The following is a 24,608-nucleotide window of genomic DNA, read 5'->3' on the forward strand; positions in this document are numbered from 1 at the left end:
GGCGGCGGAGCCTTGGCCGGCCGGGGCGGGAGGGCGGGCGGCGGTCCGGCGGGGCGGGGCACGTGGCCCGCGGCGGTCACCTCGTCGGGCGGGCCGCCGGGCCCGCCGTGGCTGTGGCCGTACGTGCCGTCGGTGTCCATGAAACCCCTGCCCCCTGCCCGTGCCTGCGCTGCGTCGCTCAATGTAGTTGTCCGCGGGCGCCCGTGGGCCCCGTACGGGGCCCTGTCTCCGCAGCGTCCACAAGACAGGTGGCCACTGCCTCCTATGGCCGTGACGGACAAGGACACGCGGGTACCACTCCCGAACGGAGCATGCCGTACCCCCTCCCCCGGGCCTAGCCTGCGGACAAAGACACAAGTGCGTCCGAAAACACCCCCCAGGAGCCCCCTATGACCGCTGTCCCGCAGGAGCGCAAGATCGTCACCGCGATCCCCGGCCCCAAGTCGCAGGAGCTGCAGGCCCGCCGCCTTCAGACGGTGGCCGGCGGCGTGGGCTCCGTGCTCCCCGTCTTCACGGCCCGCGCCGGCGGCGGCATCATCGAGGACGTCGACGGCAACCGCCTGATCGACTTCGGTTCCGGCATCGCCGTGACCTCCGTGGGCGCCTCCGCCGAGGCCGTCGTGCGCCGCGCCTCCGCGCAGCTCGCGGACTTCACCCACACCTGTTTCATGGTCACGCCGTACGAGGGCTACGTCGAGGTCTGCGAGGCGCTGGCCGAGCTGACCCCGGGCGACCACGCGAAGAAGTCGGCGCTGTTCAACTCCGGCGCCGAGGCCGTCGAGAACGCCGTCAAGATCGCCCGTGCGTACACCAAGCGCCAGGCCGTCGTCGTCTTCGACCACGGCTACCACGGCCGTACGAACCTCACGATGGCGCTGACCTCGAAGAACATGCCGTACAAGAACGGCTTCGGCCCGTTCGCCCCCGAGGTCTACCGCGTCCCGGTCGCCTACGGCTACCGCTGGCCCACCGGCGCCGAGAACTGCGGCCCCGAGGCCGCCGCCCAGGCGATCGACCAGATCACCAAGCAGATCGGCGCCGACAACGTCGCCGCGATCATCATCGAGCCGGTCCTCGGCGAGGGCGGCTTCATCGAGCCGGCCAAGGGCTTCCTGCCGGCGATCGTGAAGTTCGCCAACGAGAACGGCATCGTCTTCGTCGCCGACGAGATCCAGTCCGGCTTCTGCCGCACCGGCCAGTGGTTCGCGTGCGAGGACGAGGGCATCGTCCCGGACCTGATCACCACCGCCAAGGGCATCGCGGGCGGTCTGCCGCTCGCCGCCGTGACGGGCCGCGCCGAGATCATGGACGCCGCGCACGCGGGCGGCCTGGGCGGCACGTACGGCGGCAACCCGGTGGCCTGCGCCGGTGCGCTGGGCTCCATCGAGACGATGAAGGAGCTCGACCTCAACGCCGCGGCGAAGAGGATCGAGTCCGTCATGAAGACCCGCCTGACGGCCATGCAGGAGAAGTACGACATCATCGGCGACATCCGCGGCCGCGGTGCGATGATCGCGATCGAACTCGTCAAGGACCCGGTCTCCAAGACCCCGTTCCCGGAGGCGGCCGGCGCGCTCGCCAAGGCCTGCCACGCCGAGGGCCTGCTCGTCCTCACCTGCGGCACCTACGGCAACGTGCTCCGCTTCCTGCCGCCGATCGTCATCGGCGAGGACCTGCTGAACGAGGGCCTGGACCTCATCGAGGCGGCGTTCGCGGCCATCGGCACGGACGTCTGAGCTAGCTTCCGAACACAGGAGCCCGCCGCTACCTCCGGTAACGGGCAGGCGCTGTGAAGAAGATGTGGGGGGCCGATGGCAGGAGCGCGTTCCTGCTGTCGGTCCCCTTTTCGCTGCCGTACGGTTTCTGCAGATGAGTGAGACACCCCGCTCCCGGGAGACCGGGGGCGACTCCAGTACCGGGCTTCCCCAGCGCCGCACTGGGCCTGCGTTCGCGCACACTCCTCACCGATCGGACGGCCGTTCGCCCCAAACCCCCCGGGGCGCTCGGCAACCCGATCCGGGCGGCCGTCCCGGAACCATCCCCCCTGTTCCGGGACGGCCGGCCATTCTCCTCCTCCTTCTCCCCCTGCTGGGGCTCGCCCTGACGACCTGGCAGGTCCTGGTGTCGGGTCCGCTGCTCACGCCGGACGCGCGCCTGAGCCGCGCCCTGGTCCGCACGGTCCCCGACTCCGTCACCGAGCGCCTCAGCGACCTCGGCAACGTCCCGGTCGCCGTCCCCGTCCTGGCCTTGGCGATGGCGTACTCCGTCCGCCGCTCGCGGTCCTGGGCCCCGGCGCTGGCGGCCGGGCTGGCGATGGCCCTGGTCCCGGCCGTGATCGTGCCGCTGAAGGAGTGGACCGCCCGCCCGGGGCCCCTGGAGCCGTGGGCCGCCGGCTACTTCCCCTCGGGCCACACGGCGACCTCGGCCGTCGCGTACATCGGGGCGGCCCTGCTGGTCTCCCCGTACGCGCGCCGCCCGTGGCCGATGGCCCTGGCCCTCCTGCTGACCGCCGCCACCGCCACCGGCCTGATCCTGCGCGGCTGGCACTGGCCCGTGGACGTCCTGGCCAGCTGCTTCCTGTGCGCCCTCCTGCTGGCGCCCGTCGCCCACACCGTCCGCCGCGCCGCCGGACCACGCGCACGGGCCGATCGCGGCCGACGGCGCGGGCCGGTCGGAGCCTTCGGGGACCCGACCGGCCGGGCCGGCGGCGGTCAGCCGCCGAAGTAGGCGTCGAAGTTCTTCGAGAACTCCCAGGCGCCGAAGCGGTCCCAGTTGACCGACCAGGTCATCAGGCCGCGCAGGGCGGGCCAGGTGCCGCGGGTCTGGTAGGTCCCGCAGTTCGTCTTCTTCGTCAGGCAGTCCAGGGCCTTGTTCACCTCGGCGGGCGGGGTGTGCCCGTTGCCCGCGTTGGTGGTGGCCGGGAGGCCGATGGCCACCTGGTCGGGGCGCAGCGGCGGGAAGAAGCGCGCCGTGTCGCCCGCGACCGGGAAGCCGGTGAGCAGCATGTCGGTCATGGCGATGTGGAAGTCGGCGCCGCCCATGGAGTGGTACTGGTTGTCGAGGCCCATGATCGAGCCCGAGTTGTAGTCCTGGACGTGGAGCAGGGTGAGGTCGTCGCGCAGGGCGTGGATGACGGGGAGGTAGGCGCCGGCGCGCGGGTCCTGGCCGCCCCAGGGGCCGGAGCCGTAGTACTGGTATCCCAGCTGGACGAAGAAGGTCTCGGGGGCCATGGTCAGGACGAAGTCGGGGCCGTACTTGGCCTTGAGCGTCTTCACGGCGGCGATCAAGTTGGTGATCACGGGGGTGGTGGGGGCCCGGAAGTCGGTGTCCCCCGTCGCGAGGGAGAGCGAGTGGCCCTCGAAGTCGATGTCGAGTCCGTTGAGCCCGTACTCGTCGATGATCTTGCTGACGGAGGAGACGAAGGTGTCGCGGGCGGCCGTGGTGGCGAGCTGGACCTGGCCGTTCTGGCCGCCGATCGAGATCAGCACCTTCTTGCCGGCCGCCTGCTTGGCCTTGATGGCCGCCTTGAACTCGGCGGCGGACTCCACGTTCGGGCACTCGGCGACCGGGCAGAGCGAGAAGCGTATGTCTCCCGAGGTCACCGACGTCGGTTCGCCGAAGGCGAGGTCGATGACGTCCCAGGAGGCGGGGACGTCCGCCATCCGCACGTAGCCGGAGCCGTTGGCGAAGCTCGCGTGGAGGTAGCCGACCAGGGCGTGGGCCGGCAGGCCGGGGTTGCCCGGGCCGCCTGACCCGCTCGTGGTGGAGGCGGTGACCGGGGCGCTCTTCGCGGACTCGCCGGCCGCGTTCACCGCGGTGACCCGGAAGGTGTACGGGGTGGACGCGGCGAGGCCGGTGACCGTCGCCGAGGTCCCGGTGACGCCCACGGGTGCGGCGCCGTCGCGGTAGAGCGTGTACGAGGTGGCGCCGGAGGCGGCCGACCAGGAGAGGTTCAGGCTGCTCGCGGTGGCGCCGGACGCGGTCAGGCCGGTGGGGGCGGCCGGGGGCTGGGGCTGGCCCGGTCCGGTGCCGCCCGGGTCGGGGCCGACGAGCGTGACGTCGTCCGTGAGGTGGGCGCTCTGGCCGTACCAGCCGTGCGTGTAGATCGTCACGGAGGTGGTGGCCGGCCCCGTGCGGAAGGTCGTGCTCAGCTGCTTCCAGGCGCCCGGGGTCTGGGTCCAGGTGGACACGTCGGTGGTGCCGGTCCCGGCCGCGCCGAGGTAGACGTACGCGCCCTGCACCCAGGCGGCCAGCGTGTACGTCGAGTCGGGCTTGACGGTGACGGCCTGGGAGCAGCGGGCGTTGTCCTGGCCGGCCGGGGTGGCCCGGAGGGCGGAACTCCCGCCGTGGACCGGGGTGGTGACGACGGTTCCGCTGCCGGCCGAGCAGCTCCAGCCGTCGAGTCCGGCTTCGAAGCCGCCGTTGCGGGCGAGGTCGGCGTCGGCCGCCGCGGCCGGCGGGCCCGCGGCGAGGAAGGCGGCCACCGCGAGGGCGGCCGCGGTAACGAAGGACATGCGTCTGCGCACAACTGCCTCCGGAGCATGGGGGGATGGAGCCAGGCCGCCGGGAATGCGGCAGCGGCGCCCAACATGGTCCAGACCAATGCCCTTGTCAAGGCTTGCGGCCCTCCTGCCCCGCCACCCGGGCCGCCGCCTCGTGCATGGCCAGCTCCAGCAGCACGGGGTCCGTGAGCGTCCCGCTGCCGTCCGGGGCCACCAGCCAGTGCACCCCGCCCGTGGTCCGGCCCGGGTACGGCACCACGATCCAGGTCCCCCGCCCCGCTCCCCGCACGCCGGTGCCGAGCCAGCGGGACGCGGTCCCCGGGGGCACGAAGAAGCCCAGCCGGGTGTCGCCGAAGTCGGCGAGCACCGGGCCGGGCCGGTCGAGGAGCAGGGTCAGTACGTCGAGCGCGGTCTGCCCCAGCTCCCCGGGCAGGATCAGCACGTCCCACCGCCGGCCGGCGGGCAGCAGGGCGACCCCGAGGGGGTTGCGCTCCCACTCCCACCGGCAGGCGTCGGGATCCGGCGCCACCGATACGAGCCATTCCACCGCGCTCTTGATGTCCGTGCCGCGCATCGCCCGGCCTCCGTTCTCTCGGATGAGGGTTCCTCACCGGAAGAGAGCGGGGCCGGGCCCTGCGATGACGCGGGTTCGCCCACCCCGTGGGGGTGAAGCGGCTCACGGGGTGAAGCGCGGCGCGCGCCGGGGCGGGGGCGGGCGGTCAGCTGTCGAAGCCGAGGCCGAACTTGTCCATGACCTTCAGCCACAGGTTGCGGCGGCCGCCGCGGGCGTCCGCCCGGGCCAGGGACCACTTGGTGAGCGTGATCCCGGTCCAGGCGAAGGGCTCGGGCGGAAAGGGCATCGGCTTGGACTTCACCATCTCCAGCTCGGTCCGTTCGGTGCGGGCCCCGTCGAGGAGGTCGAGCATCACGTCCGCGCCGAAGCGGGTGGCGCCCACCCCGAGCCCGGTGTAGCCGGCCGCGTAGGCGACCTTGCCCCCGTGCGCGGTGCCGAAGAAGGCCGAGAAGCGCGAGCAGGTGTCGATGGCCCCGCCCCAGGCGTGGCTGAACTTGATGCCCTCCAGCTGCGGGAACGCGGCGAAGAAGTGCTGCGCGAGCTTCAGGTACGTCTCGGGGCGGTGGTCGTACTCGGAGTCCAGCTTGCCGCGGTAGGGGTAGATGGCGTCGTAGCCGCCCCACAGGATGCGGTTCTCCGGGGTGATGCGGAAGTAGTGGAACTGGTTGGCGCTGTCGCCCAGCCCCTGGCGGTTGTTCCAGCCGATGGCCTTCAGCTGGTCGGCGGTCAGCGGCTCGGTCATCAGCGCGTAGTCGTAGACGGGCACCGTGAACGGCCGGATCCGCTTGACCAGCGAGGGGAAGATGTTGGTGCCGAGCGCCACGCGGCGGGCGAAGATCCGCCCGTACGGGGTGCGTACGGCCATCCCGGCGCCCGAGGCGGCCAGGTCCAGCCCGCGGGTGTTCTCGTAGATCCGCACGCCCAGCGACAGGCAGGCCTCCTTCAGGCCCCATGCCAGCCGGGCGGGGTTGAGCATGGCGACGCCGTCGGTGTCCCACAGGCCCGCGAGGAAGGTCGGCGAGTCGACCTCGGCGCGCAGTTCCTCGCGGTCCAGCCAGCGCGAGCCGCCGCCGAGGCCCAGCTTCCCGGCCTCCTCGTACAGCTCGCGCAGCTCCTCGACCTGGTGGGGCTCGGTGGCCACGTCGATCTCGCCGGTGCGTTCGAAATCGCAGTCGATGCCGTAGCGGGCGATGGCCGCCTCGATCTCGTCGAGGTTGCGGGCGCCCAGCTCCTCCAGCTTGGCGAGCTCGCCCGGCCAGCGCGCCATGCCGTTGGCCAGGCCGTGCGTGAGGGAGGCCGCGCAGAACCCGCCGTTGCGGCCGGAGGCGGCCCAGCCCGCCTCCTTCGACTCGATCAGGACGACGTCCCGGGCGGGGTCGCGCTCCTTGGCGATGAGCGCGGTCCACAGCCCGCTGTAGCCGCCGCCGATGACGAGCAGGTCGCAGGCCTCGTCGGAGGTCAGCGCCGGCTGCGCGGCGGGCTTGCCGGGGTCGTCCAGCCAGTACGAGACCGGCAGTGCTCCGGAAAGGGATTGAGCCACACTTCGCATGGCGACTGGGGCCATGTCTTCCAACTCCCTACAGAGTTACTTGGGTTGTGCGTTCTTGCGGCGGTTGCCGACCATCTGGCCGACGAGCACCACCAGCACCGCGATGACGAACATCGCCGTACCGATGACGTTGATCTGTACAGGCGTACCGCGCTGGGCCGATCCCCACACGAACATGGGGAAGGTGACGGTGTTGCCCGAGTTGAAGTTGGTGATGATGAAGTCATCGAACGACAGCGCGAACGACAGCAGCGCGCCCGCCGCGATACCGGGTGCCGCGATCGGCAGGGTCACCCGCAGGAAGGTCTGCACAGGGCCCGCGTAGAGGTCGCGGGCGGCCTCCTCCAGCCGCGGGTCCATCGACAGGACGCGCGCCTTGACGGCGGCGACGACGAAGCTGAGGCAGAACATGATGTGGGCGATCAGGATCGTCCAGAAGCCCAGCTGGATGCCCATGTTCAGGAACAGGGCGAGCAGCGAGGCGGCCATGACGATCTCGGGCATGGCCATCGGCAGGAAGATCAGCGAGTTGACCGCGCCGCGCGCCCGGAAGCGGTAGCGCACCAGCGCGAAGGCGATGGCCGTGCCGAGGACGGTGGCGCCGAGGGTGGCCCACACGGCGATCTGGAGCGAGAGGGACAGCGAGCCGCACAGGTCGGCGACCCCGCAGGGGTCCTTCCAGGCGTCGAGCGAGAACTCCTGCCAGGCGTAGTTGAACCGGCCGGCCGGATTGTTGAAGGAGAAGACGGTCACGACGACGTTCGGCAGGATCATGTACGCGAGCGTGCCGAGGCCGAAGATGACGACGAGATTGCGCCGGAGCCAACGCATCAGACCAGGTCCTCCGTCCCCGCTCGGCGGATGTAGATGGTGACCATGATCAGCACGATGGCCATGAGGATGAACGACAGCGCGGCGGCCGTCGGGTAGTCGAGGATGCGCAGGTACTGCGACTGGATGACGTTGCCGATCATCCGGGTGTCCGTGGAGCCGAGCAGTTCGGCGTTCACGTAGTCGCCGCTCGCCGGGATGAAGGTGAGCAGGGTCCCGGAGACCACGCCCGGCATGGAGAGCGGGAAGGTCACCTTCCGGAAGGTGGTCGAGGGGCGGGCGTACAGGTCCCCGGCCGCCTCGTGGAGACGGGTGTCGATGCGCTCCAGCGAGGTGTAGAGCGGCAGGATCATGAAGGGGAGGAAGTTGTACGTCAGACCGCAGACCACCGCGAGCGGCGTGGCCAGCACCCGGTCTCCCTGGGTCATCCCGAGCCAGCTCGTGACGTCCAGGACGTGCAGGGTGTTGAGGACCCCCACCACCGGGCCGCCGTCGGCCAGGATCGTCTTCCAGGCCAGGGTGCGGATCAGGAAGCTGGTGAAGAAGGGGGCGATCACCAGCACCAGCAGGAGGTTGCGCCAGCGTCCCGCCTTGAAGGCGATGAGGTAGGCCAGCGGGTAGCCGAGCAGCAGGCACAGCACCGTCGCGGTGCCGGCGTAGAGCAGGGAGCGCAGGAACTGCGGGTAGTACTCGGTGAGGGCGTCCCAGTACGTCTGGAAGTGCCAGGTGACCTGGAACCCCTCTTCTAGGGAGCCGGTCTGCACCGAGGTGGAGGCCTGGTAGATCATCGGCAGGACGAAGAACACCAGCAGCCACAGGATGCCGGGGAGCAGCAGCCAGTACGGGACCAGCCGCTTGCGCAGCGAGGCCCTGTGGACCGGGGGCTCGGCGGCGACGGCGGCCTGCGCCGGCGTGGCCGGGGCGCTCATGCGCCCTCCTCGACCGTCTCGATGCCCGCGTCGATGTCCTGGGCCGCGTCGAGGCCGAAGGTGTGCTCGGGGTTCCAGTGCAGCACCACCTCGGCGCCGGGGACCAGGCGGGCGTCGCGCTCGATGTTCTGGACGTACACCTCCAGCTCCGGGCAGACGGGGCTGTCGATGACGTACTGGGTGGAGACGCCGATGAAGGAGGAGGCGGATATCGTGCCGCGGACCTTGTTGCGGCCGGCCGCGACGGTGTCCTCGTCCGCCGCGTGCACCAGGGAGATCTTCTCGGGACGCACCCCGACCAGCAGCTTTCCGCCGGCGGTGGGCGTGGTCGAACATCGGGCCGCGGGCAGCCGCAGCCTGGCGTCCGCCGAACCCACCAGCACGTCGGAGCCGCCGGCCTCCAGCACCTCGGCCTCGATGAGGTTGGAGGTGCCGAGGAAGTTGGCGACGAAGGTGGTCTTCGGGTTCTCGTACAGCTCGGCGGGGGCGCCCAGCTGCTCGACGCGGCCGCCGTTCATCACGGCGACCGTGTCGGCCATGGTCATGGCCTCCTCCTGGTCGTGCGTGACGTGCACGAAGGTGATGCCGACCTCGGTCTGGATGCGCTTGAGCTCCAGCTGCATCTGGCGGCGCAGCTTGAGGTCGAGGGCGCCCAGGGGCTCGTCGAGGAGCAGTACCTGGGGGTGGTTGACGAGCGCGCGGGCCACGGCCACGCGCTGCTGCTGGCCGCCGGAGAGCTGGTGGGGCTTGCGCTGGGCGAACTGGCCCAGCTCGACCAGCTCCAGCATGTCCTCGACCTGCTTCTTGACGGACTTGATGCCGCGGCGGCGCAGTCCGAAGGCCACGTTCTCGTAGATGTCCAGGTGCGGGAAGAGCGCGTAGCTCTGGAACACGGTGTTGACCGGGCGCTTGTAGGGCGGCAGGTGGGTGACCTCGCGCTCGCCGAGGCTGACCGTTCCGGTGGAGGGCTCCTCCAGGCCGGCGATCATGCGCAGGGTGGTGGTCTTCCCGCAGCCCGAGGCGCCGAGGAGGGCGAAGAAGGAGCCCTGGGGGATGGTGAGATCCAGCGGGTGCACGGCGGTGAACGAGCCGTAGTGCTTGCTGATCCCGGCGAGGCGGACGTCGCCGCCCGCGGTCTTGTCAGTCATGGGCCTGGGCCTTCGGTGGTGGTGTCGTCGGAAGGGTGCGGGGCGCGGGTGCCGGCACGAAGGGGTTCGGTCAGGCTCCGATGAGCTTGGCGAACTTCTCCTCGTAGGCGGTCTCTTCCTCACTGCTGAGGGAGCGGAAGGCGTGGGCCTTGGCCGCCATCGCCTTGTCCGGAATGATCAGGGGGTTGTCCGCGAGCGCGGGGTCGATCTTCGCCAGGTCTTCCTTGACGCCTTCGACGGGACACACGTAGCTGATGAACGCGGCCAGCTGGGCGGCGATCGGCGGCTCGTAGTAGAAGTCGATCAGCTTCTCGGCGTTGGCCTTGTGCCGGGCATGGGCGGGGACCAGCAGGTTGTCGCTGGAGGTGATGTAACCGGGCGCCGGAATCGCGTACTTGATGTCCGGGTTGCCGGCCTGGAGCTGGATGACGTCGCCGGCCCAGGCCAGGCAGGCGGCGAGGTCGCCCTTGTCGAGGTCCGCCGTGTAGTCGTTGCCGGTGAAGCGGCGGATCTGCTGGGTGTCCACGCCCTTCTGGAGCCGGCCGATGGCGGAGTCGAAGTCGGCGGTGGTGAAGTTCGCCGGGTCCTTGCCCTGGTCGAGCAGGGTCATGCCGACGCTGTCGCGCATCTCGGTGAGGAAGCCGACGCGGCCCTTGAGGGAGGGGTCGTCGAGCAGCTGCGTGACGGAGTCGACCTTCTTGCCGTCGGTGGCCTTCGCGTTGTAGGCGATGACGGTGTCGATGCCGGTCCAGGGGTAGCTGTACGCGCGGCCCGGGTCCCAGTCGGGGTTGCGGAACTGCGGGATCAGGTTGGCGTACGCGTGCGGGAGGTGGGAGGGGTCCAGCTTCTGCGCCCAGCCGAGCCGGATGATGCGGGCGGCGAGCCAGTCGGTGACGACGATCAGGTCGCGGCCGGTGCCCTGGCCGGCCGCGAGCTGCGGGCGGACCTTGCCGAAGAACTCGACGTTGTCGTTGATGTCCTCGGCGTACTTGACCTTGATCCCGGTCCGCTGGGTGAACTCGTCCAGCGTGGGGTGGGTCTTCTCGTCCTCGCTGGTGTCCATGTACTCGGTCCAGTTGGAGAAGTCGATCTCCTTCTCCTGGTCCGAGCGGTCCTCGGAGGCGGCGGACGCCTCACCCGCGCGCTTGGCCGGCGGGATGCCGCAGGCGGACAGGGAGGCCAGGCCGCCGAGGGTGAGCGCTCCTACTCCGGAGGCGCGCAGCAGCGAGCGGCGGGTGAGGGCGCCGCGCCCGCCGGTGATGCTGCGCCGCATCGCGGCCAGTTGCGCCGCCGAGAGGCGGTCGGGCTCGAACTGCTCCATGAACTGCCCTTTCGGGAGGGGTGGCGCCGCTGGTCAGGCGGCCGGCTGCCACGCGGCGGCAGCCGTGGACGGTTAGGTGCGGTCCCCGAAGACGGTGCGGTGCCAGTCCTTGGCCGCCACCGCGGTGTTGTCGTACATCACGTGCTTGACCTGCGTGTACTCCTCGAAGGAGTAGGCGCTCATGTCCTTTCCGAAGCCACTCGCCTTGTAGCCGCCGTGGGGCATCTCGCTGATGATCGGAATGTGGTCGTTGACCCAGACGCAGCCCGCCTTGATCTCGCGGGTGGCGCGGCCGGCCCGGTACACGTCGCGGCTCCAGGCCGAGGCGGCCAGTCCGTACGGGGTGTCGTTGGCCAGGGCGATGCCCTCGTCGTCGGTGTCGAAGGGCAGGACGACGAGGACCGGTCCGAAGATCTCGGACTGGACGACCTCGCTGTCCTGGGCGGCGCCGCTGACGAGGGTGGGCCGGTAGTAGGCGCCCTCGGCGAGCTCGCCTCCCGGGACCTCGCCGCCGGTGACGACGGTGGCGTAGCCGCGGGCGCGCTCGACGAAGCCGGCGACCCGGTCGCGCTGGGCGTGCGAGACGAGCGGACCGAGGTCGGTGGCCGGGTCGAAGGGGTCCCCGAGGCGGACCGTCTCCATCAGCTCGGCCACGCGGGAGACGAAGGCCTCGTGCAGGGGGCGCTGGACGTACGCGCGGGTGGCGGCGGTGCAGTCCTGGCCGGTGTTGATCAGGGAGGCGGCGACGGCGCCGTGGGCCGCGGCCTCCAGGTCGGCGTCGTCGAAGACCAGGAAGGGCGCCTTGCCGCCGAGTTCCAGGTGGAGCCGCTTGACGGTGGCGGTGGCGATCTCGGCGACCCGCTTGCCCACCGCCGTGGAGCCGGTGAAGGAGGTCATGACCACGTCCGGGTGGCCCACCAGGTGCTCGCCCGCGTCCCGGCCGGCGCCGGTGACGATGTTGACCACGCCGTCGGGCAGGCCCGCGTCCTTGGCCGCCTGGGCGAACATCAGGGAGGTCAGCGGGGTCAGCTCGGCGGGCTTGAGGACGATCGTGTTGCCCGCGGCGATGGCCGGGAGGATCTTCCAGGCGGCCATCTGGAGCGGATAGTTCCAGGGCGCGATGGATCCGACGACCCCGATGGCCTCGCGGCGTACGTAGGAGGTGTGGTCTCCTGAGTATTCAGCTGCCGCCTGCCCCTGGAGGTGGCGGGCGGCGCCCGCGAAGAAGGCGGTGTTGTCGATGGTCCCCGGTACGTCGAACTCGGTGGACAGCTTGATCGGCTTGCCGCACTGCAGGGATTCCGCGTACGCGAAGTCCTCGGCCTGCTCGGCCAGCACGGCGGCCAGCCGGTGCAGGGCGTCGGAGCGCTCGCCGGGGGTGGCCGCGGACCAGGCGGGGAAGGCCCGCTTGGCGGCGGCGACGGCCTCGTCGACGTCGGCGGTGGAGGCCAGCTCGTACGTGAGCACCTCCTCGCCCGTCGCAGGATCGACGACGGTGTGCGACTGTCCGGAGGTACCGGACCTCAGCCGCCCGTCGATGTACTGCGCACCGTCTGCGAAGCGGTCTTTGACCTGGAAGCGATTCACCATGACGCTCTCACGCTCTCCGTAGCTTCAGCTCGAATTGAGTGCCGATCCTGGCAGAGGTGTTCCCCACCGCCAAGTGATTCCGTTGTTGCCTTTTGATTACGCGACGGAATCGGTCGACCATGTGTCGAGACACATCGCAAATCCCGTACGAAGTGTCAGTGGCGACTGCCACACTCGCGTGCATGGAGAAGATCGACACGTTGATCGAGCAGGTCAGCCGTGGTGAGCGGGTGAAGTACCTGCCCTTTTGGGGGCACCGGCCGCGCCCCGACGGGACGCTCGGCCCCAGTTGCATGAGCCAGTGGTGGCCCTCCCCGTTCACGGTCGGTGAGGTCCGCTACGACACGGCCGAGCACTGGATGATGGCCGGCAAGGCCCGGCTGTTCGGGGACGCGGAGGCCGAGCGCGCCGCGCTGGAGGCGAAGACTCCGGCGCAGGCCAAGAAGGCCGGCCGGCTCGTGCGCGGTTTCGACGACGCGATATGGGCGCGGGAGCGGTTCGCGCTCGTGGTGGAGGGCAGCGTGCACAAGTTCGCGTCCACCCCCGAGCTGCGCGCGTACCTGCTGGGCACCGGGGACCGCGTGCTGGTGGAAGCGAGCCCGATGGACCGCATCTGGGGCATCGGGCTGGCGGCGGACGACGAGGGCGCCCTGGACCCCGCCCGCTGGCGGGGGCTGAACCTGCTGGGATTCGCGCTGATGGAGGCGCGCGGACTGCTGCGCGCGGGCGAGGCCTGACCCCGGGCGGGCGCGCTCCCGCATGCGCGGCGGGCGAGCGAGGCGGCCGCGGCTTCGTGCCGTGCCCGCCGCGCCCGTACCCCGACGGGCCCGGCGGATCCGACGGACCCGCGGACCCGGCGTGTCAGCGTGTCAGACGCGCTCGCGCACGTGCGTGTGCGAGGACGAGCCGCCGTCGTAGTCGGAACCGGAGCCGGAGCCGCTCCCCTGGTCGCCGAGCAGGACGCCGGCGATGACGAGCCCGATCATCAGGATGCCGATCAGGATGCCGATCGCGCCCAGGATGATGCCGGCAAGAGCCATCGGGCCGTTGTCGGCCTCGCCGCGCTGGGCCTTCTTGCGGCCCAGGATGCCGAAGACGAGCGCCGGGACGCCGAACAGCACGCCCAGGTAGCAGGTGACCACGCCGATGATGCCGAGGACCAAGGCGGTGATCCCGAAGCCGTTGCTCTTCGCCGGATAGCCGGGGTAGCCCGGGTAGCCGGGGTACCCCGGATAGCCCTGCCGCCCCGGGTATCCGGGATGGCCGTACGCCGGCTGCGCGGGCGGCGGTCCGGGGTAGGCGTAGCCCCCCGGGTCCGGCTGCGCCGGGTACCCGTACGCGGGCGGCAGCGCCGTGCCCGGTGCGGGTGCGGGCACCGCGGCGGGAACCGGCGCCGGCCCGGGTATCTGCGCCGGCGGGGCGTCGGCCCCCGGCATCCCCGCGATCGTCGGCTGGTCGTGCACGGACGGCGGCCCCGACTCCCCCGGTGTGGCCTGCGGTTTGCCGAGCTCCACCGCCGGCCGCTCCGGCGGCGCCCACGGATCCTGCGGCTCGGGGCTCTGTTCGGTCATGCGGCGCCCCCCTCTCGTACGCCCATGCTATGTGCTGTCACCGACGGTCCCGGAGCTGCCTACGATGAAGCCCGTTCTGTCCGCACCCGTCCTCCCGGAGGCTCCCTCATGCCCGATCTGCACCCCTTCATCGCGGGGCTGCCCAAGGCGGAACTCCACGTCCACCACGTCGGCTCCGCCTCCCCGCGCATCGTGGCCGAACTCGCCTCCCGCCACCCCGACTCCAAGGTCCCCACGGACCCCGAGGCGCTCGCCGACTACTTCACGTTCACCGACTTCGCGCACTTCATCGAGGTCTACCTGTCCGTCGTGGACCTGGTCCGCACGCCCGACGACGTACGCACCCTCACGTACGAGGTCGCCCGCGACATGGCCCGGCAGAACATCCGCTACGCCGAGCTGACCATCACCCCGTACTCCTCCACGCGCCGCGGCATCGACGAGAAGGCCTTCATGGAGGCCATCGAGGACGCCCGCAAGGCCGCCGAGACCGAGCTCGGCGTCATCCTGCGCTGGTGCTTCGACATCCCCGGCGAGGCCGGCCTGGAGGCCGCCGCCGAGACCGCGCGCCTCGCCGTCGAACTGCGCCCGGAGGGCCTGGTCTCCTTCGGCCTCGGCGGCCCTGAAATCGGCGTCCCGCGCCCGCAGTTCAAGCCGTACTTCGACGCCGCCCGCGCGGCCGGCCTGCACAGCGTGCCGCACGCCGGCGAGACCACCGGTCCCGAGACCATCTGGGACTCCATCCGCGAGCTGGGCGCCGAGCGCATCGGCCACGGCACCAGCGCCACGCAGGACCCGGAACTCCTGGCCTACCTCGCCGAGCACCGGATCGCACTGGAGGTCTGCCCGACCTCCAACATCGCCACGCGGGCCGTGACCGACCTGGACCTCCACCCCGTCAAGGAGATGGTGCGGGCGGGCGTGCTCGTCACCATCAACAGCGACGACCCGCCCATGTTCGGCTCCGACCTCAACAACGAGTACGCGGTCGCCGCACGCCTCCTCGACCTCGACGAGCGCGGGCTCGCGCAGCTGGCGAAGAACGCCGTCGAGGCCTCCTTCCTGGACGAGGCCGGCAAGGCGAAGCTCACCGCGGAGATCGACACGTACACCGCCGCCTGGCTGGCGCCCTGACGGACCGTGGGGAACGCCGACAATGGCTGTCATGCGCACCCTGACGGCCGTGGGCCACCGCGGCGATCCCTACCGTGTCCGTGAGAACACCCTCCCCTCGATCCGCTCCGCCTTCGCGCGCGGGGCGGACGCGGTGGAGATCGACGTCCGGCTGACCCGCGACGGGCAGCCGGTCCTGCTCCACGACGAGACGCTCAAGCGGCTGTGGGGCCATGACGTGCGGCTCGACGCCGTCACGGCCGCACAGCTGGTGGAGCTGACGCGGGGCGGGATCCCGACCCTGCGCGAGGCCCTGATGGCGGCCGGCGCGGGCCGGGTGATGATCGACCTGCCTGGCGCCACGGCCGAGGCCGTGCGGACGGTCGTCGGCCAGGTCCGGGAGTGCGGAGCCCGCGACCGTACGTACTACTGCGCGGGCCCGGACACGATGCTGGCCGTGCGCGCCGCCGATCCGGGCGCCGAGATCGCGCTGACCTGGACCACGCTGGCGCCGCCCCGTCGGGTGCTGATCGACGCGGTGGCGCCGTCCTGGCTCAACTACCGCTTCGGGCTGGTGGACCGGGAGCTGACGGACGCCCTGCACCGGGAGGGCCTGCTGGTCTCGGCCTGGACCGCGGACACGGCGTGGGCGATGCGCGGGCTGATCGCGGCCGGGGTGGACGCGGTCACCACCAACCGGCTGGACGCGCTGGCCCGCGTACGGGCGGAACTCGCGGTGCCCGGCCGGTGATACGGGCCTGGGGGGAGCGGCTCCGGCGGGCGGATCCGCGGTGGCAGGACCTCGGGCTGACGCTGCTGGTCCAGGTGGCGACGACGATCCCGTTCGTCGTGCCGCGCGATCCGCTGGATTCGCCGGCCACCTGGCCCGCGTACCTGCTGACCACGCTCGGCAACGTGCCGCTGGTGTGGCGGCGGCGGGCGCCAGTGCCCGCGATCTTCGGGATGGTCGCGGCCGGCACGCTCTACACGCTGGCGCTGGACGGCCCCGGCCAGCCGCTGCCGTACGCCCCGCTGATCGGCGTGTACACGATGGCGCTGCTGTGTCCGGCCCGGGTGCGGATCACGATGGGCGTGGTGCTGACGGGGCTGATCCTCGCCTCGGTGGCGCTCAACACGGGGACGGCCAGGGAGCTGCTGTTCGCGCTGTTCGTCTTCGCGGCGGCGTACGCGCTGGGGCGGCTCCAGTACACCCGTCAGGCGTACACGGAAGCCGTCGAGGCGCGGGCGGCGGAGCTGGAGCGGGCGAACCGGATCGAGGCTGAGCAGGCGGCGGCGCGCGAACGGGCCCGCATCGCACGGGAGATGCACGACATCCTCTCGCACGCGGTCAGCATCATGATCGTGCAGGCGGAGGCCGGTCCGGTGGCGGTGCGCCGGGCTCCGGAGCGGGCGGAGGCTGCCTTCGAGGCGATCGCCGAGACGGGGCGGGACGCGATGGCGCAGCTGCGGACGATGCTGGGCGTGCTGCGGACGGACCGGGGGGCGGCGCAGGAGGCCGCTCCGCGGTCGCCGCAGCCCGGGATCGGGGAGCTGGCGGGGCTGCTGGAGCGGGTCCGGGGCAGCGGGCAGCGGGTGTCGTACGAGCGGACGGGAGCGGTGCGCCCGCTGCCGGCGGCGCTGGAGGCGACGGTGCACCGGGTGGTGCAGGAGGCGCTGACGAACGTGGTGAAGCACGCCGGGGCGTCGGCGGTGTCCGTGCGGCTGGAGTACGGGGAGCGGACGCTCACGGTGCGGGTGACCGACGACGGGCGGGGTCCGGGACCCGCGGCCGCCGGCGGGGGGCACGGCCTGATCGGGATCCGGGAGCGGGCGGCGGCGCACGGCGGGACGGCGGAGTACGGTCCGGGCCCGGGCGGCCTGGGCTTTTCGGTCTGCGTGCGCCTAGTAACCTCGCCGCTGGAGGTGGGGCGTTGACGATTCGCGTGGTGGTGGCGGACGACCAGGAGCTGGTGCGCAGCGGCTTCGCGATGATCCTGGACGCGCAGGAGGACGTCGAGGTCGTCGCGGAGGTCGGGGACGGCGCGGCGGCGGTGGCGGCGGTGCGGGAGCTGCGTCCGGACGTGGCGCTGCTCGACGTGCGGATGCCGGTGCTCGACGGGATCGGGGCCTGCCGGGCGATCTCGGCCGGGAACTCGTGCCGGTCGGTGATGCTGACGACCTTCGACGCGGACGAGTACGTGTACGAGGCGCTGCACGCGGGGGCGAGCGGGTTCCTGCTGAAGGACGTGCGGCGGGACGATCTGGTGCATGCGGTACGCGTGGTGGCGGCGGGCGATTCGCTGCTGGCGCCTTCGGTGGCGCGGCGGCTGATCGAGGAGTACACGGCGGTGACGGCGCGGCCGGCGGCCGCGGGGCCCGTACCCGCGGAGCGGCTGGAGGTGCTGACGGCGCGGGAGCGGGAGACGCTGGTGCATCTGGGACGGGGGCTGTCGAACGCGGAGATCGCCGCCGCGCTCGTGGTGAGCGAGCACACCGTGAAGTCGCACGTGGGGAACGTGCTGGGGAAGCTCGGGCTGCGGGACCGGATCCAGGCGGTGATCTGCGCGTACGAGACGGGGTTGATCGGGGTGGGGAGCGGGGCTGGGAGCGCGGCTCGGAGCGGGGCCGGGAGCGCGGCTGGCTCCGGGGTATCTCCCTCTGGGGAGTGAGAGGGGGCGGGCCGGTCCCTCGCACAGGTGACTTGTCGTACCGGTGAAGACCCCTCCCGCGGGTGATCCGCGGGGACCCCGGTGACCTGCAGCATTGAGTCATCGGGGCCGCTGGGGCCCGGATGACTCGCAGGGGGTTCCCGCCATGGACGTACGCAAGCGCACACTGATCGCCACCGCCCTGGTCCTCGGTGTGGCGGCCGGTCCGGCCGCCGCCCATACGGCTGCGGCCGCGGCGCCCGGTGCCGGCGCGGTGGCCGTGCGGGTGCCGGCGGAAGCCACCGAGCGGCCCCTCTACACGGCCCCGCCCGATGCGGCGGCCCTGCGGAAGGCGATCGCCGGTGTGGGCCCGGAGAGCAAGGACGCGACGGCCGCGCTGGTCCGCGTCGGTGGGACGAGCGGCCGCTGGGTGGGCAGTTCCGGCGTGGCCGATGTCCGCACGGGGCGCAAGGCGTTCGACGACGCCCGCTTCCGAGCGGGTTCGGTGACCAAGACCTTCACGGCGGCGATGGTCCTTCAGCTGGCCGCCGAGGGCACGGTCGATCTGGACCGGCCCGTGCAGCAGTACCTGCCGGGGCTGCTGCCGTCGGGACCGGGAGGCTTCGAGCCCATCAGCGTGCGCCAGTTGCTGAACTACACGAGCGGCATCCCCGCGGCCGACGGTCCGGGGGACTCGTTCGAGGCGCAGTACGCGCACCGGTACGACGTGGTCGATCCGCACGGTCTGATCGCCGAAGCGGCGGCGAAGGGGCCCGAGTTCCGGCCTGGCGAGCGCCAGCACTACCTCAACATCGACTACACGGTGCTGGGCGTGCTGATCGAGAAGCTGACGGGCACGACGTACGAGCAGGCCCTGTCCGCCCGGATCCTGGGGCCGCTGGGGCTGCGCCACACCTCTGTTCCGTCGCGTACGGAGAGCCGGCTGGCGGGCCCGCACCACCACGGCTACCAGGCGGTGGCGAAGCCCGGTGGCGGGACCTCCCTGGTGGATGTGACGGAGTGGAACTCCTCGGCCGGCTGGGCCGCCGGGGACCTGATATCGACGACGGCGGACCTGGAGAGGTTCACCCAGGCCCTGTTCACCGGCCGGGTGGTGCCGAAGGCGCAGCTGGAGGAGATGTTCACGGTGCCGGCGGTGGCGGACTTCGAGACCGGAAAGGCCGCGGAGCAGACCGCGGGGCTGGCGCGGTTCGCCCTGCCGGACGGCACGGTGGTCTACGGCAAGACCGGCTCCCGGTTCGGCTACAGCACCGTGATCGGCGGGGCGCGCGATCTCTCGCGCACCCTGGTCTACTCGGTCAACTCCACCGACGCCAAGGGTCGGGAGATGAACCCGGTGGCCTACGGGATCGTCGCGGCGGCCTTCGCCCGGTAGCCCTGGGCCGGCATGGCCTCCAGGCGCTTGATCATCCGCCGGAGCACCAGCAGGGGCAGGACTCCGAAGACGCCGAAGGACATGTCGATCAGGCTCCACCCGAAGGGGATGCCCCGGATGGGGCCGCAGATCAGGGCGAGGGGGATCACGCCGGCGCAGGCGATCATGCCGGCCTCGACGATCCAGATGTTGCGGACGGGGTCGCGGTGGACCCCGTAGAAGAAGACCGCGATCACCAGGTGGGCGAAGGCGAGCCAGTCGGTGCCGTAGAGGAGGAAGGGGTAGTCGGCATCGGCCCGCTCCAGCCCATCGCCCACCCGCCGGAGCCACTCGTGGGAGAGCAGGGAGTTGGCCCACTGCAATTCACTGACCAGCGGGAAGGCGGTGAGACCGCTGAGCACGAGGCAGGTGATGAACAGGGCCAGCCAGGCACGGATCCGCCGCTGAAGGGCGCTTCTCTCGCTCATGGAAGGAAGCGTACGCTGATTTCTGAACGCGTTCAGCCAATTCTCTGAACACGTTCATTTTTGTGGCGGACCGTGGTCGTTCCCGCGGGGCCGGGCCCTCAGAGGCCGACGATGGCGTTCCAGCGCTGGGCGAGGGAGCGGCGCTCGATCGAGGAGATGTCCCGGGCGACGACGAGCCGCTTGCGCATCTCCCCGTCGGGGAAGATCAGCGGGTTCTCCGCGAGTTCGGCGGTCTCCTTGTCACCGGAGGCGGCCATGACCTCGCGTGCCGCCGGGACGGGGCAGACGTAGTTCACGGCGGCGGCGAGCTCGGCGGCCACCTCCGGCGCGTAGTAGTAGTCGACCAGGGCCTCGGCGTTGGCCTTGTGCCGGGCCAGGTTGGGGACGAGCAGGCTCTCCGCCCAGAGTTCGGCGCCCTCCTCGGGGACGACGAACTCGATGTCCGGGTTGTCGGCCTGGAGCTGGATGGCGTCACCGGAGTAGGCCTGACAGGCCAGTACGTCGCCCTTGCTCAGATCGGAGGTGTAGTCGTTGCCGGTGAAGCGGCGGATGTGCTTCCTCTTCACCATGCTCTCCACCTGGTCGCACATCCGGTGGAAGTCGGACTCGGTCCACCGGGTGACGTCCACGCCGTTGCCCTGCATCAGCAGGGCGAAGGACTCGTCCAGGCCGGAGAAGAGGGTGACCTTGCCGGCCAGGTCCGGCTGCCACAGGTCGCCCACCGACTTGATCTCCCGGCCCAGCGCCTTGCGGTTGTAGGCGATGCCGGTGATGCCCGACTGCCACGGGACGGTGTGCAGGCGGCCCTCGTCGAAGGCGGGCGAGCGCAGCTGCGGGTCCAGGTGGGCGGCCACGTTGGGCTGCGCCGAGCGGTCCATCTTCTGGGCCCAGCCCAGGTGGACGAAGCGGGCGGCCATCCAGTCGCTGACGACCACCAGGTCGTGGCCGGTCTCCTGGTGGTTCATCAGGGCCGGGCTGACCTTGCCGAAGAACTCGTCGTTGTCGTTGATCTCCTCGGTGTACCGGACCTCGATACCGGTCTTCTCCGAGAAGGCGTCCAGCGTGGGCCTGCGCTCCTCGTCCTCGTCGTCGGTGTCGATGTAGAGGGGCCAGTTCGAAAAAGCCACCCGCTTGTCCCGCTCGGAGCGGTCCGCGCCTCCCCGCCGGTCCTCGGGGACGAACGCGGCGGGCACACCGCAGCCGGTCAGGGCCGCGAACAGGCCGGCGGCACCGAGGCCGCGCAGCGCCGCGCGGCGGGAGAAGGCGAGTTCAGGCATGGGCAAAGCCTCGGGGAACGCGGGAGGGCGGGCAATAGACACACTGTCTACTGCCCGCCCTCCCAAGCCCCTGCGGTGATCGATGCGATCCCCGCGGAGATCGATCAGCCGTCGAGCGAGGTCATCACGTGCTTGATGCGGGTGTAGTCCTCGAAGCCGTAGGCGGAGAGGTCCTTGCCGTAGCCGGACTTCTTGAAGCCGCCGTGGGGCATCTCGGCGACGAGCGGGATGTGGGTGTTGATCCACACGCAGCCGAAGTCGAGGTTCTTGGACATCCGCATCGCGCGGCCGTGGTCCTTGGTCCACACGGAGGAGGCGAGGGCGAACTCGACTCCGTTCGCGTACTCCAGGGCCTGGGCCTCGTCGGTGAAGGACTGGACGGTGATGACAGGGCCGAAGACCTCGTTCTGGATGATCTCGTCGTCCTGCTTGAGGCCCGAGACCACGGTCGGGGCGTAGAAGTAGCCCTTGTCGCCGACCTGGTGGCCGCCGGCCTCGACCTTGGCGTGCGCCGGGAGGCGCTCGATGAAGCCCGCGACCTGCTTCAGCTGGTTCGGGTTGTTCAGGGCGCCGTAGAGCACGTCCTCGTCGTCCGGGGCGCCGGTCTTGGTGTCGGCGGCGGCCTTGGCGAGGGCGGTCACGAACTCGTCGTGGATGGACTCGTGCACGAGCACGCGGGTCGCGGCGGTGCAGTCCTGGCCTGCGTTGAAGTAGCCGGCGACCGCGATGTCCTCGACGGCCTTGGCGAGGTCGGCGTCCTCGAAGACGACGACGGGGGCCTTGCCGCCGAGCTCCAGGTGGACGCGCTTGACGTCCTTCGAGGCGCTCTCGGCGACCTGCATGCCGGCGCGCACCGAGCCGGTGATGGAGGCCATCGCCGGGGTGGGGTGCTCGACCATGGCCCGGCCGGTCTCGCGGTCGCCGCACACGACGTTGAAGACGCCCTTGGGCAGGATCGAGTCGATGATCTCCGCCATCAGGACGGTGGAGGCCGGGGTGGTGTCCGAGGGCTTGAGCACCACGGTGTTGCCCGCGGCGATGGCCGGGGCGAACTTCCAGACGGCCATCATCATCGGGTAGTTCCACGGCGCGACCTGGGCGCACACGCCGACCGGCTCACGACGGATGATCGAGGTCATCCCGTCCATGTACTCACCGGCCGAGCGGCCCTCCAGGAGGCGTGCCGCACCCGCGAAGAAGCGGATCTGGTCCACCATCGGCGGCAGCTCCTCGCTGGCCGTGAGGCCCAGCGGCTTGCCGGTGTTCTCCGACTCGGCGGCCACGAGCTCGTCCGCGCGCGCCTCGAAGGCGTCCGCGATCTTGAGCAGGGCCTTCTGGCGCTCCGACGGGGTGGTGTCGCGCCAGCCCGGGAAGGCGGCCGCGGCAGCGGCCATGGCGGCGTCGACATCGGCCTGCCCGGAGAGCGGGGCGGTGGCGTACACCTCGCCGGTGGCGGGGTTGACCACCTCGGTGGTCCGCCCGTCGGCGGCGTCCTTGAACTCTCCGCCGATGTAGTTGCGCAGACGACGCAGTTCGGTGGTCACTCCAGCCACACTCCTGATCACATGTCCAACGATTGAGACGAATCCCAATCCTAGCCCCTAGGCGGATGCTTTCGGCAGGGCCGGACGCCACCAACTGCGAAATCAGTGAGATCCAGGAGTCCAAACAACGGATTTCATCGATTCCGTCTTGCGGAACAGACGACTCCTCGTGCACAGTGAGGTCGTGGTCAGTCGAAGCGCAGATTCCAGGAACAGACAACCGTCCCCTTCGGTCGATGCTGTGTCCCTGGCGATCATCGAGCAACTGCAGGAGGACGGTCGCCGTCCCTACGCAGCGATCGGCAAGGCCGTGGGCCTGTCGGAGGCAGCCGTGCGCCAGCGCGTGCAGAAGCTGCTCGACCAGGGCGTCATGCAAATCGTCGCCGTCACCGACCCGCTCACCGTGGGCCTGCGACGCCAGGCCATGGTCGGCATCAACGTCGAGGGAGACCTCGACCCGGTGGCCGACGCGCTGACCCAGATGGCCGAGTGCGAGTACGTGGTCATGACCGCGGGCTCGTTCGACCTGATGGTGGAGATCGTCTGCGAGGACGACGACCACCTGCTGGAGACGATCAACAAGAAGATCCGCGCGCTCCCCGGCGTGCGATCAACCGAAAGCTTCGTTTATCTGAAGCTGAAGAAGCAGACCTACATGTGGGGAACTCGATAGCCCGTGAGCCAGGACCTCTCCAAGACCGCGTACGACCACCTGTGGATGCACTTCACCCGCATGTCGTCGTACGAGAACTCCCCCGTCCCCACCATCGTGCGGGGTGAGGGCACCTACATCTTCGACGACAAGGGCAAGCGCTACCTGGACGGTCTCGCCGGACTGTTCGTGGTCAACGCCGGTCACGGCCGCAAGGAACTGGCCGAGGTCGCCTACAAGCAGGCGCAGGAACTCGCGTTCTTCCCCATCTGGTCGTACGCGCACCCCAAGGCCGTGGAGCTCGCCGAGCGCCTCGCCGACTACGCCCCCGGCGACCTGAACAAGGTCTTCTTCACCACCGGCGGCGGCGAGGCCGTCGAGACCGCGTGGAAGCTGGCCAAGCAGTACTTCAAGCTCCAGGGCAAGCACACCAAGTACAAGGTCATCTCGCGTGCGGTCGCCTACCACGGCACCCCGCAGGGCGCCCTGTCCATCACCGGTCTGCCGGCCCTGAAGGCCCCCTTCGAGCCGCTGGTCCCCGGCGCGCACAAGGTGCCGAACACCAACATCTACCGCGCCCCGATCTACGGCGACGACCCCGAGGCCTTCGGCCGCTGGTGCGCCGACCAGATCGAGCAGGAGATCCTGTTCGAGGGCGCCGACACCGTCGCCGCCGTCTTCCTGGAGCCGGTGCAGAACGCCGGCGGCTGCTTCCCGCCGCCGCCCGGGTACTTCCAGCGGGTCCGCGAGATCTGCGACGAGTACGACGTGCTCCTCGTCTCCGACGAGACGATCTGCGCCTTCGGCCGCCTCGGCACGATGTTCGCCTGTGACAAGTTCGGCTACGTGCCCGACATGATCACCTGCGCCAAGGGCATGACCTCGGGCTACTCCCCGATCGGTGCCTGCATCGTCTCGGACCGCATCGCCGAGCCGTTCTACAAGGGCGACAACACCTTCCTGCACGGCTACACCTTCGGCGGACACCCGGTGTCCTCCGCGGTGGCGCTCGCCAACCTCGACATCTTCGACAAGGAAGGCCTCAACCAGCACGTGCTGGACCACGAGGACGCCTTTTTCTCGACGCTGAAGAAGCTGCACGACCTGCCCATCGTCGGCGACGTCCGCGGCAACGGCTTCTTCTACGGCATCGAGCTCGTCAAGGACAAGGTCACCAAGGAGTCCTTCACGGACGAGGAGACGGAGCGCGTGCTCTACGGCTTCCTCTCCAAGGCGCTCTTCGAGAACGGCTTGTACTGCCGGGCCGACGACCGCGGCGACCCGGTCATCCAGCTGGCCCCGCCGCTCATCGCGGACCAGGGCACCTTCGACGAGATCGAGGGCATCCTGCGCTCGGTGCTCACCGAGGCGTGGACGAAGCTGTAAACAGCGGTACCGACGAGCAGCAAACCGTCCGAACCACACGGCCCGGATCCCCCGTTCGAGTGAGAACGCGGGGGTCCGGGCCGTGTGCTGTCACCATTCAAGACGTTCAT

Annotated in this window: 22 protein-coding genes; 10 read left to right on the top strand and 12 right to left on the bottom strand. The window is 70.7% G+C overall.

What is annotated here, in order from left to right:
* Nucleotides 1-389 precede the first annotated feature (389 nt).
* Both gabT and ACS04_RS08270 read left to right on the top strand, forming a co-directional pair.
* Nucleotides 390-1,736, top strand: coding sequence for a 4-aminobutyrate--2-oxoglutarate transaminase (gene gabT / locus ACS04_RS08265; RefSeq protein WP_048475886.1), 1,347 nt, complete (start codon nt 390-392; stop codon nt 1,734-1,736).
* A 385-nt stretch (nt 1,737-2,121) separates the two neighbouring features.
* Nucleotides 2,122-2,727, top strand: coding sequence for a phosphatase PAP2 family protein (locus tag ACS04_RS08270; protein ID WP_342449403.1), 606 nt, complete (start codon nt 2,122-2,124; stop codon nt 2,725-2,727).
* Here the strand turns inward: ACS04_RS08270 and ACS04_RS08275 are convergent.
* The 8 genes from ACS04_RS08275 to ACS04_RS08310 form a co-directional block, all read right to left on the bottom strand.
* Nucleotides 2,712-4,514: a chitinase gene (locus ACS04_RS08275; protein WP_048475887.1), complete on the bottom strand. Its 1,803-nt coding sequence runs from the start codon at nt 4,512-4,514 to the stop codon at nt 2,712-2,714. The two genes, ACS04_RS08270 and ACS04_RS08275, sit on opposite strands and share 16 nt — an antisense overlap.
* A 97-nt stretch (nt 4,515-4,611) precedes the next feature.
* Nucleotides 4,612-5,076, bottom strand: coding sequence for a bifunctional DNA primase/polymerase (locus tag ACS04_RS08280; RefSeq protein ID WP_048475888.1), 465 nt, complete (start codon nt 5,074-5,076; stop codon nt 4,612-4,614).
* Nucleotides 5,077-5,221: 145 nt separating this feature from the next.
* A complete protein-coding gene (locus ACS04_RS08285) occupies nt 5,222-6,640 on the bottom strand; it encodes an NAD(P)/FAD-dependent oxidoreductase (protein WP_048475889.1) in 1,419 nt (472 codons plus the stop codon).
* Between the two features lie 21 nt (nt 6,641-6,661).
* Entirely contained in the window at nt 6,662-7,456 is a 795-nt protein-coding gene (locus ACS04_RS08290) for an ABC transporter permease (protein WP_048475890.1), read from the bottom strand.
* Nucleotides 7,456-8,385 (bottom strand): ABC transporter permease, encoded by a 930-nt coding sequence (locus tag ACS04_RS08295; RefSeq protein WP_048475891.1) that lies wholly within the window; start codon nt 8,383-8,385, stop codon nt 7,456-7,458. Before ACS04_RS08295 ends, ACS04_RS08290 begins: the two co-directional genes overlap by 1 nt.
* Complete coding sequence (locus ACS04_RS08300) at nt 8,382-9,533, bottom strand: ABC transporter ATP-binding protein (protein ID WP_048475892.1); 1,152 nt, start codon at nt 9,531-9,533, stop codon at nt 8,382-8,384. The genes ACS04_RS08295 and ACS04_RS08300 overlap by 4 nt, the downstream gene beginning before the upstream one ends.
* A 70-nt stretch (nt 9,534-9,603) precedes the next feature.
* The gene (locus tag ACS04_RS08305; RefSeq protein WP_048475893.1) at nt 9,604-10,854 is read right to left on the bottom strand and encodes a polyamine ABC transporter substrate-binding protein; all 1,251 of its coding nucleotides are present in this window, start codon (nt 10,852-10,854) and stop codon (nt 9,604-9,606) included.
* A 72-nt stretch (nt 10,855-10,926) separates the two neighbouring features.
* Nucleotides 10,927-12,444, bottom strand: a complete 1,518-nt coding sequence (locus tag ACS04_RS08310) for a gamma-aminobutyraldehyde dehydrogenase (protein WP_048475894.1) — start codon at nt 12,442-12,444, stop codon at nt 10,927-10,929.
* A gap of 182 nt (nt 12,445-12,626) precedes the next feature.
* Between ACS04_RS08310 and ACS04_RS08315 the strand changes: the two genes are divergently transcribed.
* Nucleotides 12,627-13,181, top strand: a complete 555-nt coding sequence (locus ACS04_RS08315) for a riboflavin biosynthesis intermediates N-glycosidase (RefSeq protein WP_078864552.1) — start codon at nt 12,627-12,629, stop codon at nt 13,179-13,181.
* A gap of 132 nt (nt 13,182-13,313) precedes the next feature.
* Here ACS04_RS08315 and ACS04_RS08320 read toward each other — a convergent pair whose 3' ends face one another.
* On the bottom strand, nt 13,314-14,015 hold the full coding sequence (locus ACS04_RS08320) for a DUF4190 domain-containing protein (protein WP_048475895.1): 702 nt from the start codon (nt 14,013-14,015) through the stop codon (nt 13,314-13,316).
* Between the two features lie 108 nt (nt 14,016-14,123).
* On the opposite strand from ACS04_RS08320, the gene ACS04_RS08325 reads away from it, so the two are divergent.
* The 5 genes from ACS04_RS08325 (at nt 14,124) to ACS04_RS08345 (ending at nt 19,172) form a co-directional block, all read left to right on the top strand.
* On the top strand, nt 14,124-15,149 hold the full coding sequence (locus ACS04_RS08325) for an adenosine deaminase (RefSeq protein WP_048475896.1): 1,026 nt from the start codon (nt 14,124-14,126) through the stop codon (nt 15,147-15,149).
* A 31-nt stretch (nt 15,150-15,180) separates the two neighbouring features.
* On the top strand, nt 15,181-15,879 hold the full coding sequence (locus ACS04_RS08330) for a glycerophosphodiester phosphodiesterase (protein ID WP_398022985.1): 699 nt from the start codon (nt 15,181-15,183) through the stop codon (nt 15,877-15,879).
* Nucleotides 15,879-17,063, top strand: coding sequence for a sensor histidine kinase (locus ACS04_RS08335; protein WP_048476004.1), 1,185 nt, complete (start codon nt 15,879-15,881; stop codon nt 17,061-17,063). Before ACS04_RS08330 ends, ACS04_RS08335 begins: the two co-directional genes overlap by 1 nt.
* Nucleotides 17,060-17,797: a response regulator gene (locus tag ACS04_RS08340; RefSeq protein WP_048475898.1), complete on the top strand. Its 738-nt coding sequence runs from the start codon at nt 17,060-17,062 to the stop codon at nt 17,795-17,797. Before ACS04_RS08335 ends, ACS04_RS08340 begins: the two co-directional genes overlap by 4 nt.
* 145 nt (nt 17,798-17,942) lie before the next feature.
* The gene (locus ACS04_RS08345) at nt 17,943-19,172 is read left to right on the top strand and encodes a serine hydrolase domain-containing protein (RefSeq protein ID WP_048475899.1); all 1,230 of its coding nucleotides are present in this window, start codon (nt 17,943-17,945) and stop codon (nt 19,170-19,172) included.
* Here the strand turns inward: ACS04_RS08345 and ACS04_RS08350 are convergent.
* The 3 genes from ACS04_RS08350 to ACS04_RS08360 form a co-directional block, all read right to left on the bottom strand.
* The gene (locus ACS04_RS08350) at nt 19,139-19,639 is read right to left on the bottom strand and encodes a hypothetical protein (RefSeq protein WP_048475900.1); all 501 of its coding nucleotides are present in this window, start codon (nt 19,637-19,639) and stop codon (nt 19,139-19,141) included. The genes ACS04_RS08345 and ACS04_RS08350 overlap by 34 nt on opposite strands.
* 98 nt (nt 19,640-19,737) lie before the next feature.
* The gene (locus tag ACS04_RS08355; protein WP_048475901.1) at nt 19,738-20,916 is read right to left on the bottom strand and encodes an ABC transporter substrate-binding protein; all 1,179 of its coding nucleotides are present in this window, start codon (nt 20,914-20,916) and stop codon (nt 19,738-19,740) included.
* Nucleotides 20,917-21,020: 104 nt separating this feature from the next.
* Nucleotides 21,021-22,460 (bottom strand): gamma-aminobutyraldehyde dehydrogenase, encoded by a 1,440-nt coding sequence (locus ACS04_RS08360; RefSeq protein ID WP_048475902.1) that lies wholly within the window; start codon nt 22,458-22,460, stop codon nt 21,021-21,023.
* A 169-nt stretch (nt 22,461-22,629) separates the two neighbouring features.
* Between ACS04_RS08360 and ACS04_RS08365 the strand changes: the two genes are divergently transcribed.
* Together ACS04_RS08365 and ACS04_RS08370 are read left to right on the top strand one after the other, a co-directional pair.
* A complete protein-coding gene (locus tag ACS04_RS08365) occupies nt 22,630-23,133 on the top strand; it encodes an Lrp/AsnC family transcriptional regulator (RefSeq protein WP_030298396.1) in 504 nt (167 codons plus the stop codon).
* Between the two features lie 3 nt (nt 23,134-23,136).
* Complete coding sequence (locus ACS04_RS08370; protein WP_048475903.1) at nt 23,137-24,498, top strand: aspartate aminotransferase family protein; 1,362 nt, start codon at nt 23,137-23,139, stop codon at nt 24,496-24,498.
* Nucleotides 24,499-24,608 lie beyond the last annotated feature (110 nt).

Origin of the sequence: Streptomyces roseus (assembly GCF_001044425.1) — a bacterium.
Classification (GTDB): domain Bacteria; phylum Actinomycetota; class Actinomycetes; order Streptomycetales; family Streptomycetaceae; genus Streptomyces; species Streptomyces roseus.